General features: G+C 69.2%; 15 protein-coding genes and 1 pseudogene. 8 read left to right on the forward strand and 8 right to left on the reverse strand.

Going from position 1 to position 12,418, the window contains the following annotated elements; translation table 11 throughout:
- Together AXK61_RS25035 and AXK61_RS25435 are read right to left on the reverse strand one after the other, a co-directional pair.
- Positions 1–425 (reverse strand): transposase (locus AXK61_RS25035; protein ID WP_197466817.1); only part of this gene is annotated, 425 nt, incomplete at its 3' end.
- Positions 316–792 carry an IS5 family transposase gene (locus AXK61_RS25435; RefSeq protein WP_331710564.1) on the reverse strand — a complete coding sequence of 159 codons (477 nt, stop codon included), beginning with the start codon at positions 790–792 and terminating at the stop codon, positions 316–318. The genes AXK61_RS25435 and AXK61_RS25035, both read right to left, overlap by 110 nt.
- Between AXK61_RS25435 and AXK61_RS15180 the strand changes: the two are divergent.
- A pseudogene (locus tag AXK61_RS15180) lies at positions 783–1,358 on the forward strand (MFS transporter); the annotation flags it as partial. The gene AXK61_RS25435 and the pseudogene AXK61_RS15180 overlap by 10 nt on opposite strands.
- On the opposite strand, the gene AXK61_RS15185 reads toward AXK61_RS15180, so the two are convergent.
- The 4 genes from AXK61_RS15185 to AXK61_RS15200 all read right to left on the reverse strand — a co-directional run bounded on the left by AXK61_RS15185 (position 1,348) and on the right by AXK61_RS15200 (position 4,492).
- Positions 1,348–1,893 (reverse strand): DUF6578 domain-containing protein, encoded by a 546-nt coding sequence (locus tag AXK61_RS15185; protein WP_156485686.1) that lies wholly within the window; start codon positions 1,891–1,893, stop codon positions 1,348–1,350. The pseudogene AXK61_RS15180 and the gene AXK61_RS15185 sit on opposite strands and share 11 nt — an antisense overlap.
- 166 nt (positions 1,894–2,059) lie before the next feature.
- A complete protein-coding gene (locus tag AXK61_RS15190; RefSeq protein WP_068746130.1) occupies positions 2,060–2,869 on the reverse strand; it encodes a DUF6578 domain-containing protein in 810 nt (269 codons plus the stop codon).
- Between the two features lie 90 nt (positions 2,870–2,959).
- The gene (locus AXK61_RS15195; RefSeq protein WP_231855561.1) at positions 2,960–3,661 is read right to left on the reverse strand and encodes a hypothetical protein; all 702 of its coding nucleotides are present in this window, start codon (positions 3,659–3,661) and stop codon (positions 2,960–2,962) included.
- Between the two features lie 42 nt (positions 3,662–3,703).
- Positions 3,704–4,492, reverse strand: a complete 789-nt coding sequence (locus AXK61_RS15200) for a sulfite exporter TauE/SafE family protein (protein WP_068571471.1) — start codon at positions 4,490–4,492, stop codon at positions 3,704–3,706.
- 25 nt (positions 4,493–4,517) lie between these two features.
- Between AXK61_RS15200 and AXK61_RS15205 the strand changes: the two genes are divergently transcribed.
- Together AXK61_RS15205 and AXK61_RS25440 are read left to right on the forward strand one after the other, a co-directional pair.
- A complete protein-coding gene (locus AXK61_RS15205; protein ID WP_068571472.1) occupies positions 4,518–5,027 on the forward strand; it encodes a CGNR zinc finger domain-containing protein in 510 nt (169 codons plus the stop codon).
- An 80-nt stretch (positions 5,028–5,107) separates the two neighbouring features.
- Positions 5,108–5,659, forward strand: a complete 552-nt coding sequence (locus AXK61_RS25440) for a MaoC family dehydratase N-terminal domain-containing protein (RefSeq protein WP_175400003.1) — start codon at positions 5,108–5,110, stop codon at positions 5,657–5,659.
- A 37-nt stretch (positions 5,660–5,696) separates the two neighbouring features.
- Here the strand turns inward: AXK61_RS25440 and AXK61_RS15215 are convergent, their stop codons facing one another.
- Positions 5,697–6,671, reverse strand: coding sequence for a bile acid:sodium symporter family protein (locus AXK61_RS15215; RefSeq protein WP_068571474.1), 975 nt, complete (start codon positions 6,669–6,671; stop codon positions 5,697–5,699).
- A 127-nt stretch (positions 6,672–6,798) separates the two neighbouring features.
- Between AXK61_RS15215 and AXK61_RS15220 the strand changes: the two genes are divergently transcribed.
- Positions 6,799–7,443 carry a dihydrofolate reductase family protein gene (locus tag AXK61_RS15220; protein ID WP_068571475.1) on the forward strand — a complete coding sequence of 215 codons (645 nt, stop codon included), beginning with the start codon at positions 6,799–6,801 and terminating at the stop codon, positions 7,441–7,443.
- 34 nt (positions 7,444–7,477) lie between these two features.
- Here AXK61_RS15220 and AXK61_RS15225 read toward each other — a convergent pair whose 3' ends face one another.
- Positions 7,478–8,101 (reverse strand): TetR/AcrR family transcriptional regulator, encoded by a 624-nt coding sequence (locus AXK61_RS15225; RefSeq protein WP_068571476.1) that lies wholly within the window; start codon positions 8,099–8,101, stop codon positions 7,478–7,480.
- 155 nt (positions 8,102–8,256) lie between these two features.
- Here AXK61_RS15225 and AXK61_RS15230 point away from each other — a divergent pair, with 155 nt between their 5' ends.
- The 4 genes from AXK61_RS15230 to AXK61_RS15245 all read left to right on the forward strand — a co-directional run.
- On the forward strand, positions 8,257–9,228 hold the full coding sequence (locus AXK61_RS15230) for an NAD-dependent epimerase/dehydratase family protein (protein ID WP_068571477.1): 972 nt from the start codon (positions 8,257–8,259) through the stop codon (positions 9,226–9,228).
- Positions 9,229–9,258: 30 nt separating this feature from the next.
- Positions 9,259–9,657, forward strand: coding sequence for a cyclase family protein (locus AXK61_RS15235; RefSeq protein ID WP_068571478.1), 399 nt, complete (start codon positions 9,259–9,261; stop codon positions 9,655–9,657).
- A gap of 139 nt (positions 9,658–9,796) precedes the next feature.
- The gene (locus AXK61_RS15240) at positions 9,797–12,010 is read left to right on the forward strand and encodes a hypothetical protein (protein ID WP_156485687.1); all 2,214 of its coding nucleotides are present in this window, start codon (positions 9,797–9,799) and stop codon (positions 12,008–12,010) included.
- 108 nt (positions 12,011–12,118) lie between these two features.
- Positions 12,119–12,418 (forward strand): helix-turn-helix domain-containing protein (locus AXK61_RS15245; RefSeq protein ID WP_156485688.1); only part of this gene is annotated, 300 nt, incomplete at its 3' end.

The following is a 12,418-nucleotide window of genomic DNA, read 5'->3' on the forward strand; positions in this document are numbered from 1 at the left end:
CGGCGGCGGGCGTCGATCTCGGTGACCTTCTGCGGAATGACTGCCTTGATACCCCGGCCGGCGAGCATCCGCCGGTTCACGCCACTGGTGTAGGCCCGGTCGGCGACGACCGCGTCCGGGCGAGTGCGGGGACGCCCAGCCCCGCATCTCGGTACCCGAATATCGGCGAGGACCTCGGTGAGCATGGCGCCGTCGTTGCGCTGTCCGCCGGTGACGACCACCGCGAGCGGACGCCCCTGACCGTCGACTGCTGCGTGGATCTTGGTGGTCAGGCCTCCCCGCGAACGGCCGATCCCGTGGCCGGCCGGTTCACGATCACCGCCGAGCGGACTCGCGACGAACCCGGGTGGAGGATTTGTGTAATTCGACCGGGCCCCCTGTGTCCTGATCAGGGCGAACAGTGTTCGTCGCGTGCTGATGCGCACGGTTGATCGTGGCGTCCACCGACACCGCCGTCCAATCGATCTTGCCCGCCGCATCGGCGTCGGCGAGGAGCGCAGCCAGAACCTTGTCCCAGGTTCCGTCCTGGGCGTAACGCCGGTGACGCTTCCAGGCCGTCTTCCACGAACCGAATGCCTCGACCGGCAGATCCCGCCACGGAATCCCGGTTCGATACCGGTAGATGATCGCCTCGACCACTCGCCGGTTGTTCTCGAACCGACGCCCAGGCCGACCAACACTCGAAGGCAACAACGGCTCGATCCGAGCCCACTGCTCATCCGAAATCGCTTCGTACCGAGATGAACTCACGGAACGATTATCCCCGATCAGCAGTCCATGATTGGGAGACACGCCCTAGTTTCGCGATCTGCGGTGCCACCACGAACGGCCTACTGCAGACGCACTTCATCCCCGCCGCCGGTGACCACGGGATGCCCGCCACTGCGGCCGCCTCGCTGCTCGCGATCATCGGCGTCTTCGATGTGGTGGGCACCATCGCGTCCGGTTGGCTCACCGACCGCGTCGACTCGCGGATCCTGCTGGTGGTCTACTACCTCGGCCGCGGGCTCGCGCTGGCGCTGCTGCCCTCGCTACTGTCTCCCCACGTCGCGCCGGGACTGCTCGTGTTCATCCTGTTCTACGGCCTCGACTGGGTCGCGACCGTTCCGCCGACGATGGCGCTCGCCCGCGAGCACTTCGGCGAGTCGACGCCAGTGGTGTTCGGGTGGATCTTCGCCGCGCACCAGCTGGGCGCCGCGGTCGCGGCCTTCGGCGCCGGCTACATCCGCGACGCGTCCGGCGGCTACGACCCCGCGTTCTACGTGGCGGGCGCGCTCTGCGTCGGAGCCGCTGCGATGTGCTGGGCGGTCCCGCGGGCGCGTGCCGCTGCCGCGACGCCGGAACCCGTCACCGTCTGACCGGTCGGCCCACGGCCTCGGCGAAGAGGCGACGGCCCTCCGCCCTCGCGTCGGCGAGCCGCACCCCGGCGATCACGCCGGCGGCCGCGGGCCCGCCGGCCTCGGGGCGGTCCTCGGGCCAGACGGTGGCCTCGCGCACCTCCCGGTACTCGACGGTGCCGGGGTCGATGTCCAGCTCGCCGGTGCGCTCGCGGACGTAGACGCCCGTCTCCTCGAGCAGCATCTCGACGGTGCCGGTCACCGTGGGCGCGGGCCCGGCGTCGTGCCAGCCCAGGCTCACGATGAGATCCGTGCGGTACGGGTCCGTCACGGAGAAACCCAGCTGCGCGTACATGTCACCCACGAGGACCAGCCCCGAATCGGGCTCCCAGTCCAGCACCTCGGGCGCCGGGTAGCCCGGCCGCCGGCTGGGATGCAGCGTGAGCGAGCCGCGCACCGTCGAACCGACCCGTGGCACCGGCCCGCAGCACTGGTACTCCCAGTTGGAGATGTGCACGTACAACAGCGAGACATCCAGCGACAACGGAGAATTCACGATTCTGCACCAGGCTTTCGACAACCTCGAGGAGTGGTTCCGCGGGGCCCCGGCGTACCTCCGCGGCTATCGTAGCCAGGCCTCCGGGCAGTTGTTGCGACTGCATCCGCGGACACACCGCTTCCTGGTGCGCACGGCGCCCGCCGGGCCTGGTGCCGAGGAGCAACTACTCGGTCGGATCCGTGATGAGATCGATCGAGTAGTTCGCGATCTCGTCGATGATGATCGGCGTGACCGTGACCCAGCCCGCGCTCTCCGGGATCGCCGGCAGCGGATGGACCGACGTGATCTCTCCGCACACGAGCGGCGCCTCCGACCTCTGCCCCGGCGGCCTGATCCTCTCGTCCGAGAGGTCGATCTCGAGCCGATCGCCCGTCGCCGGCGGATCCGCCGGGAACATCGAGGCGGGAGCGATGAAGCGCACCGTGCGGCGCGCACGATCCTCGCTCGCGAGTCGGTCCTCGATCTCCGCGTCGGTGGGGACCCGCAGATCGATGACCCGCAGCCCGACGACGACGCCGATCGTCGCCGCACCACCGCTCTCCAACTGCTCCTCCGGCCAGCGCGTCGCCTCGGCGACCTCATGGAACTCCCGAGACTCGGGGTCTACGCGCAGGGTCCGGTCCGCACCGATCGGCAGGAAGCGCCCCGTCTCCTCGATGACCTGCTCAACGACACCCGTCAATCGTGGTTTCGCGGTGTGGTCGTGCCAACTGAGCACCAGAGCCGTGTCACCGGCCGGCTCGGACAGCCCGGACCCGAGCTGCGCGACGATCGACCCGAACCGCACCAGCCCGGTCCGCGGGTCGAAGCCGGTGACCGCGGGCGCGCGATACCCGGGGCTCTCGCTCTCGTAGACGGTGAGGGTGCCGCTGAGCTCGGCCCCGACGCGGGGAACCGTGCCGCAGCACTGGTACTCCCAGTTGTCGATGTGGACGTACAGGAGGGAATCGCCCGACGGCGACGGAGTGTTCACAGCTTTCACCGGACGTTAGGCGAACCGCGGCGCGAAGACCCCGGAGCCCGGTGTACCTGCCTTCAGCCTACCGAAGACCCCACGCGAGATTCAGCAGAAGCCGCACTCGCCGTTTGCGGCGAGCTGGGTGAAACAGTTGGGGCACAACTTGGCCGGACGGGGCTCGGGCTTGGCCGCCGCCTTGGTGGGGCGGGCCGACGGTGCCCGCGTCGCGCGGGGTGCCTCGGCTGTGCGGGCCTTGACCACGCGGCCCTTCGAGACGGCCTTGGTGGGGCGCACGCGGGCGGCCTTCGCCGCGGCGGCGCGGCGGGCCTCCTCGAGCTTGGGAGTCAGCTGCGGGCCGGCGCCGGCGGGCACCGTCGCCCCGAAGTGGAGGTAGCAGGCGAACCGGGCCGCGGCGGCGTGCTGGTCCAGGTTCTCCGGGACCGGGAGGTCCGCGACGGCGACCGCGTAGGCGTAGCCCTCGCCGACGGTCTGGTCGTGGGCCACCATCAGCGCCACGAGCGGCGGCTCGCCGGCGGCCTGGCAGCGGTCGGTGACGCGGCGCTGCAGCGCGGCGATCCAGAGCCGGACGGGCGCGCGAGTGGCGATGCCGACATCGGCCTGCGCCCGCGCCGCGAGTTCCGCGTAGCTGATGTACGAGCCGTACCGCCCGGCGAGTTCGACGAGGGCTGCGTGGGCGGCATCGGCCCACTGGTCGAGCGCCTCGGAGAAGGGCACGGACAGTTCGTTGGCGCTGCGCCAGGCTTCGAGGTCGATCGGGTCTTCGGGGGCCACGGCGGCTTCACTCACCCGACCATTTTACGGCGAGCCATGGGGTACAACGCAAACCGTTCAGCCGCGCGTGAACTGGGTCACGACGTCGTACCCGATCTTGCAGATGAACGCGGAGACCACGACCAGGAAGACGACCTTGACGAAGTCGCTCCCCTTGGCCACTGCGGTCCGCGCCCCGAGGTAGCCGCCCGCGACGTTGGCGCAGGCCATCGCGACGCCGAGTTTCCAGTAGCCCGCGCCCTGCGGCAGGAACACCACGAGCGAGGCGAGGTTCGTCGCGAAGTTCGCGACCTTGGCCTTCGCCGAGGCCTCGAGGAAGGAGTAGCCCATGAGCCCGACCATCGCGAACACGAGGAAGGAGCCGGTGCCGGGGCCCAGCGCACCGTCGTACACGCCGATCGCGAACCCGGCGAGCCCGGCCGTCAGGAGATGACGGTGCCCGCGGTACCGCAGGTTCGTCTCGTCGCCGAGGTCCGGCTGGCGCAGCGTGTAGGCGAAGACGGCGATCAGCGCGGCCAGGATGATCGGGTTGAACGCGGAGCGCGGGATGTGCGAGGCGATGATCGAGCCGCCGATCGCGCCCGCGAACGCCGGGACGGCCAGAGCCACGGCGGTCCGCGGGTCCGGGCGCACGCGCCGCCAGTAGGTGATGCTGCTGGTGGTCGTCCCCGCGATCGAGGCCATCTTGTTGGTCGCGAGCAGGTGGATGGGCGCGGCCGCCGGGAAGGCGATGAGCAGTGCGGGGAGCTGGATGAGCCCACCGCCGCCCACCACGGAGTCCACCCAGCCCGCGGCGAGCGCGGCGATCAGCAGGAGGAGCAGCGTCGTCGTGGTGATATCGGGCACCGCTCGATCGTGCTGTAATGGCCTTGTGCATATCAACCCTTACGGCGAGGGTCCGGTCCTGCTGGCCGAGGATCTGGCGAACGATCCGCCCGTCGACCTCCGCGACCTGGTCCGACGGTGCGCCGCCCACGACGTCCTCGTCGAATCCGTCGGCCCGGAGGACTACGCGGGGTGCCGGGAACTGATCGCGGCGTGGCTCACCGTCGTCGACGCGGAGGAGGTCGCGGACCGGGTGCAGCGACTCAACGCGCTGCTCGCGGCCCACGCCTCGCATCCGCGGGTCACCGACCACGCCGGGACCGGCTGGCACCTGCACTACCGCGAGTCGGGGGCGACGCTGACCGGGCAGCTCGCCGTGCTGATCCTCACCGGGACGGCCCTGCACCTGACCACGCGGGGCATGAACCGGCTGGGTCGCTGCGCCTCGTCGGACTGCGATCGTGTGTTCGCGGACGTCTCCCGCAACGGCCGACAGCGGTACTGCTCGCCGCGGTGCGGAAGCCGCGAGGCGGTCCGGCGCCATCGCGCGGGGTGAGCACCCCACAACACGACGGCCCGAGCGTTGGACACCTGGACAGCCCCGGGCGGACCGTCGACCCCGTAGATTGGAATCCCGTGCCTATCGATGCGAGCGTGACGGACCTGACCGCCGACGAGAAGAGCCGGCGGGCCGCCGACGCCGTCGGATACCACCGGGTGCACCCCGATACCTACCTGGTGGGGCGCGAGAAGGTGCGCGAGTACGCCATCGCCTCCCAGTTCACGGACCCGCGCTTCTTCGACCTCGAGGCCGCGCGCGCCGCCGGCTACGCCGACCTGGTGGCGCCGCCCATGCTGGTCAGCGTCGCCGGCGTGGTGGCGAACCGCCACCTGTTCGACGACGGCGTGGTCGGCTACGGCGCGAGCCAGCTGATCCAGGCCGACGAGTCGATGACCTACCACCAGCCCGTCGTCGCGGGCCACGAGCTCACCGTCCACGTCCACGTGGACAAGTACCGCCAGGTGGGCGGGTTCGACATGGTCACGATCCGCAACGAGATCTATTCGCAGGACGACGAGCACCTGGTCACGTTCTCGACCACGCTGATCGGCGGCACGCCCGACGACACCGTCGACATCGGCGAGGTCGCGGCGAACGTGGTCATGCACGGCGTGATGGCGTCCTGACGGCGCGGCGCGCGGCGCAGCGCCCATCGCGGCGCGATCAGTCGCGAATCGGCCTGCGTGCGAGCCACGCAGCGACGATCGCTCCGGACACGTTGTGCCACAGCGAGAAGACCGCCGACGGCAGCGCAGCCAGCGGCGAGAAGTGCGCAGTGGCCAGGGTCGCGGCGAGCCCGGAGTTCTGCATACCGACCTCGAACGCGAGGGCCCGGCGCGCCCGGTCGTCGAGCCGCCCCACCTTGCCGGCGAGGTAGCCGAGCGCGAGCCCGAAGCCGTTGTGCAACACCACGGCGAGGAAGACGATGCCGCCCGCGGCGGCGAGCTTGCTCGCGCTGCCCGCCACCACGATCGCGACGATCAGCGCGATGACGATCGCGGACGCCCACGGGAGGACCGGAAGCGCCTTCGCGACAAGACTCTTCGCGAACTTCCGCGCCATGACGCCGAGGATCACGGGCAGCAGAACGGTTTTGACGATGTCGAGCACCATCCCGCCGGCATCGATCGGGAGGTACGAACCGGCGAGGAAGAGCACCAGCAGGGGCGTCACGATCGGGGCGATGAGGGTGGAGACACTCGCGACGGCGACCGACAGCGCCACATCGCCCTTGGCCAGGAACGCCATCACGTTCGACGCCGTCCCCGACGGGGCGCACCCCACCAGGATCACGCCCACCGCCAGCTCGGGTTCGAGCCCCAGCGCGTGCGCGATCACCCACCCCGCGCCGGGCATGATCACGTAGTGCGCGACGATGCCGAGCACCACCGCCCACGGGCGCTTCGCCACCGACGCCAGGTCCGGCGGGGTCAGCGTGAGGCCCATGCAGAACATGATCACGCCCAGCAGGTACGGCACCGACGGCGCGAGCGGCTTGAACGTCCCGGGCGCGAGGTAGCCGACCACGCCCGCCACCAGCACGAGGAGCGGGAAGACGGTGACCGCAGTCCGCGCGATCCGCGCCTCCGCGGCCAGTGCCGGATTCGACGGTGTTTCCGCAGGACGCTGCTCAGACATGCTTCGATACTCTCACTTCGTTCATCGGCGGGAATTCCGAACCCGCATGTCGAATCCGCGTCGCCCCGTTCGACGAAGGAGTGGACCGGGCCCGACGGCGGCGCGGCACGAGACGACGGAGATCGCCATGACACGAGAAGTACGAGTACGGGTCGACCTGATGAACGTGTCGATCGACGGTTACGCCGCCGGCGGGACGATCACAGTCGACGAGCCGATCGGTGGCGCGGGCGAGTTGTTCGCCCGCTTCGACGGACGAGTTATCGCCGGTGTCGACCGGGCCGATGCTCCGATCACCTCCGACCGCCTGTTCACCAGCGTCTGGGGCCAGGGAGTCGGCGCGGAGATCATGGGGCGCGGCAAGTTCGGTCCGCAGCGGGGTCCGTGGGGCGATGACGGCTGGCGCGGCTGGTGGGGCGAGGACCCCCCGTTCCGGACCCCGGTGATCGTGCTCAGCCATCACCCGCACCCGCCGATCGAGTTCGCGAACGGGACCGTCTTCCACTTCCGCGACGCCTCCCCCGCCGACGCCCTCGCCGAGGCGAAGGAACTCGCCAGGGGCGGGGACGTCCGCATCGGCGGAGGCCCGTCGACGGTGCGCGACTACCTCCGGGAGGACCTCGTCGATTTCGTGCACCTCGCGATCCAGCCGATCGTCCTGGGCCGTGGGGTGTCGTTGTGGGAGGGTCTGTCCGGCGTGCACGACCGGTTCGACATCGAGTCGATGGCCACGCCGAACGGTGTGGTCCACCAGTTCTGGAACCGGCACTGACGGGTTCGCATCCGTCAGCGGTCGCGCACCGTCGTCACCGCGCGCGACGATCCGTGCGCGCACCGCTCGCGCCGGCGTCGTGTTCCTGCCCCCGGAGCCCCGGGAGGACCAGGTCGACGATGGTGCGGCTCGAGAGGTCGGTGAGCTCGCTGCCGAGGAGCAGCTGCCGGCTGAGGATCGGCCCGAGGATCATCTCGAAGATCAGCCTGCGGTCGCTGGTCGGCGGCACCTCACCGCGATCCACCGCGCGGTCGATGATCGCCGACAGCGCCTCCAGGCGCAGATCCCAGTAGGCGCTGCGGAAGTCCACCAGCGCTTCCTCCGCCGACCGCGTGGTCGACAGCAGGATCCGCCCCACCGGTGTCTGATAGAGGTCCAGTACACCGTCGGTCAGCTCGAGAAGGTCCGCCTCGAGGTCGCCCGTGTCCGGCACCGGCGCGACGCCTGCGACGAGGTCGAGCAGCGCATCGCGCAGCAGAACACCGCGGTCGGTCCAGTTGCGGTAGATGGAGCTGTAGTGGACGCCCGCGCGGGCGGCCACCTCGGGAATCGTCACCGATTCCAGATCGCACTCGATCAGGAGCTCGCGAGTCGCGTCGAGGACCTGCCGCCGGACGCGCGCGCTTCGCCCTCCGGGCCGTCTCACCACCTCGTTCACGACGTCATCGTATCGGGCTCGCATCGTTAATCGCAAAGCCCATTGCATTTAAGGATCGCCGTGAGTAGGGTCACATCTCGAAATCAAAGAGATGTGCGTTAGCGGTCGGCGGCGTCTCCCGGACGTCGAGCGACCGCACGGACAAGGAGCCCCCAGTGCAGTACTTCGTCATCGGAGGAAGCGGATACATCGGCAGCGCCGTCTGCGCACGGCTGATGGCCGACGGTCACGAGCTCGTCGGGCTCGCCCGCAGTGAGACCAGCGCCGCCCGGCTCGCGGAGGCGGGAGTCCGGCCCGTCCGCGGCTCACTGGCGGACACCGGCCTCCTCGCCGAACAGGCCGCGGCCACGGACGGGGTGATCCAGATCTCGACCGGCGGATTCCTCACGCAGGCCCTGGAGACCGTCGACCAGTCGATCAACGCCACCCGCACGCTCATCGACGCTCTGGACGACGGGAAGCTCTACCTGTGGACCTCCGGCGTCGGCGCCTGGATGGACACGGGCTCGCTCCAGCCCGATCGCGTCGTCACCGAAGCGGACCCGATGACACCGGCGTACTACTACGCGCACCTGCGGGACGTCCAACTGAGCGTCCTCGGCGAGAGCCGGCTGCGCGGTGTCGTCATCGCACCGGGTCAGGTGTACGGCCGCGACGGCGGGTACATCGGGCCGATCGCCCGGCAGTTCAACGGCGTTCGCGCACACGGGGTGGCGTACGCGGTCGCTCCGGGCGACAACGCCTGCACCTTCGTCCACGTCGACGACCTCGCCGATCTGTACGCCCTCGCGGTCGGTGATCCCGAGGCCCGTGGGCTGTACTTCGGCGCCGTCGACACGGTGACGGCGATGGACATCGCGCACGCGGTCAGCCGCGCGTCGGGTCTCGGTGGCGAGGTGGTGCTGGTGAACCACGGGGAGATGCGCGAACTCAACGGCCGGGCGAACGAGTTCGACTTCTTCGTCAACGCCCGCGCCTCCAGCGCGCACGCGATGACCGCGCTCGGCTGGAACCCGCACCGCCCCGGCGTCATCGAGGAACTCGGCGCGCTCCCGCAGCCGCTGGACCTGCAGACCGTGTATCCCTCGCCCACGCATCACGCGTCCGCGGCGCGGGTCAAGCTCTGACCCTCCGACATTCGAAAAAGGCATCCGACGATGACCACACTGATCGACCTCTCCCGCACGCTGGACCCCGCCAACCGCGACCTCGTGCCCGAGGCCTACAAGGCCCTGGAATCCGTTCTCGCCCCGAGGATCCACTACCTGCACCCGAGCGGCGAGGGCCGCGACCGCATGGTGGACATCTTCGGCTGTGCGGGCCATGAACTCCCCAACGGCGAGGGCTGGGGCGAGGACTGGATGACCGAGATGAACACCCACTGCGGAACGCACGTGGACGCGCCGCTGCACAGCGGCAGCCTCATCGAGGGGAAGCAGGCGCGCACCATCAGTGACATCGACCTGGCCGAGCTCTACCGCCCCGGCATGGTCCTCGACGTACGCGAATGGGTGCGACCGGGCGAGGGCATCCCCGTCGAGGCGGCACGCCCGTGACAGCCAGCAGAACCCGCAACCACAGGAACGCAACCCCCTCCTGCAGCAGCGTCTACAGGGCGCGTTCCTCACCATCATCGGTCTCGCCGGACTGTTCGGCGGTGTCCTGTTCTCCATCGAAGCACCGAGGTTCACTCCGGTGCCAGTGGTGTTCCTGACCTTCTGGCTCGTCATGGTGATCGTCGGCAAGATTCTCTTCGCCGGCCTGGGCAAGCTCCGCGATGCCGGGGTCGGTGCACCGGCGCCGCAGCAAGTGCGCGCCGCCGCTGCGGTCGCCGGGATCATGGTCGCGGTCGGGATGATGGGCTTCGCCGCGACCAGCGCCGGCAGTGGTGTCGCTGCGGCGGCGCCGTGCCCCGGCGGCGGCCCCGCCACGTGTGGGCCGACCGGACCCGAGCTGACGTTCACTCCGCTTCCGGCTCAGACCGGCGCACCCGGCGGACAACAGGGCGGCCAGCAGGGCGGGCAGGACAACAACGGGATCGCCACCTCCCCCGCGGGGAGCGGCGGTGACAACGGTCCCGGCATCCAAGCCCAAACCCCCCAGTTCGGCACTCCCGGCCAGCAGGCCCCGAACATCCCCGGCAACGAACAACCCGGCCAAGGCAGCGGCCAACAGCCGCAGGGGAACGGACAGGGACAGCAGAACCAGAACCCGACGGTGCAGACCACCGCACCCGGCGGACCCCGCCAGAGCGACGGCCAGCAGCCCGAGCAGTCCCCGTCGGGGCAGCCGAGCAGCCCCACGGTGACGGTGACCAAAACGGAGTCGCAGTGCGCGGTCCCCGGCGCCGCCAACGGCGCGGGCGCCACCGGCGGCCCCGGTGGCGGCGACGCGAGTAACAACGGCGGCGGAACCGGCCCCGACAACGGTGGCGACGGCGAGAACAAGGACGGCGCACCGTCGTGGGCGTACCTCGTCGGCGAAGTGTCGGCGTTGATGACGGGGCGCCGCGGACGGAAGGCTGGCCCGCTCAATCCGGACGGCTCTGCTCCGACCAACGACATGATCCCGAACGATCAGGTCGACGGCGAGAACTACAAGGAGTGGACCACCCCCGACGGGAAGCGGACGTTCATCCTGTCCGAGAACGCGGATGCCCCGTCGCAGTACCGGTTCAACATCAACGAAGTGGACCGCCCCGACGGCGGCAGCGTCGACGTCAACGACGACGGCACCCTCTCCACCTACGACCGTGACGGCAATGAAGTTGACCGGTTCACCCCCTGGGCCTACGACACCAAGACAGGGGAGAAGATCCCCACCAGCTACACCCGCAGCGGCGACGACCTCATCCAAACCATCAACCGCCCGGAAGGCAACAACAACCCCATCCTGGCTGACCCTCCCGGTGACGGTGCTGCGGCAGGTGCCGGTGCCGGTGCACAGGTTGGTTCTGTTGGGAATGCACCTCCGACGGAGCAGCAGGCAGCTCAGACGGCGGGATCGATGCTGCCGGCGATTTCGGGAGTGGTGCCGCAGGCTCCGGATCCCGGGAGCCCTGCGGTGTCGGTGGAGGTGTCCCCGCAGGTCGCGCAGAATCCCCTGGTGCAGGCGGTCCAAGGTACTGTGCCGACGCAAGTGAAGACCCCGGCGCCGGGAACGCCGCAGGACAACGGTCTGAGTTCCGTCTCGGTAGGTGATCCGTCCGGTCAGGTAGATACCACCGTGGTCAGCGACGATGGCAATGCCAGCCGTTCGCAATCCACTCGGGACGGCGCAGGAAACGTCGACACAGTGACCCAGACCTTCGATGGATCACGCATCGACGGCCACACCCAGGTTGACTCGAACGGCAATCCGGTCACCTCGAGCTGGACCGACACACCTGGCAATCGAGGAACCGTCGACAACACCAGCCCCGAACAGCGCACTCATGTCGATGTTGCGGACCAGTATGGCGGCGGGTACACCGAGACGATCACCACGGGCGAGAACGGCAACGTCTACCGCACGACCGGCGTAAACGCCAACGGCGATGTCATAGAAACCACCATCACGAACATGGGACAGCAAGGCCTCGCCAAGCACTATCGGATCAACGGCGTAGACGAAGAGGTCCTCGCTGCGAGCCGCATCAACGAGCTCGGCGATCCGGCACGCCTGAAGATCTTCAACGAAAAGGTCAAGCCCGCCCAAGAAGCCTACGAACGAGCGGTCCGGGACCTGTACACAAGCTCGGGCGACAGGGTGACGATCACCGCCGCCCAAGGCCAGGTGAAAAGGACCTACGCTGCGCTGCTCGAGGCACTGGGCGAGTACGGCCTCGTCCCCAAGTTCGACCCCAGCCAGATAACTCAGACCGGCAACGGCACGTTGACTGCGCTCGTTGATTCTCCCCAGTTCTGCTAACTGAATCTCCCCACTTGTGTGCACCCGCCAAGTAATGGGCGGGGCCTCCCCGTGATGCTGGTGGTCTCTGACCACGCACCAGCCCTTCGAGGGAGGCCCCGCTCGTTCATGCTCACACAAGGAGAGACCGTGGAAGCACATGCTCTGCGCAAGCAGGGGTGGACGATCTCAGCGATCGCCCGTCATCTGGGACGGGACCGTAAGACCGTCCGCAACTATCTCAACGGGGTCACCGAGCCGGGTGTCCGCCACCGGGACGAGGACCCGTTCGAGCCGTTCGCCGAGTACGTCACCAGCCGCTTGCTCGAGGACCCGCATCTGTGGGCGCAGACCCTGTTCGACGAACTCGTCGAGATGCGGTTCAAGCAGTCGTATTCGTCGCTGACCCGGCAGATCCGGGACCGTGGC

This window comes from Tsukamurella pseudospumae (assembly GCF_001575205.1).
Lineage (GTDB): Bacteria > Actinomycetota > Actinomycetes > Mycobacteriales > Mycobacteriaceae > Tsukamurella > Tsukamurella pseudospumae.

What these genes read in the sequence shown, in the direction of transcription:
- AXK61_RS15220 (WP_068571475.1), top strand. Translation starts at nt 6,799, where the DNA reads ATGACACGAGAAGTACGAGTACGGGTCGACCTGATGAACGTGTCGATC.
- AXK61_RS15235 (WP_068571478.1), top strand. Translation starts at nt 9,259, where the DNA reads ATGACCACACTGATCGACCTCTCCCGCACGCTGGACCCCGCCAACCGC.
- AXK61_RS15215 (WP_068571474.1), bottom strand. Translation starts at nt 6,671, where the DNA reads ATGTCTGAGCAGCGTCCTGCGGAAACACCGTCGAATCCGGCACTGGCC.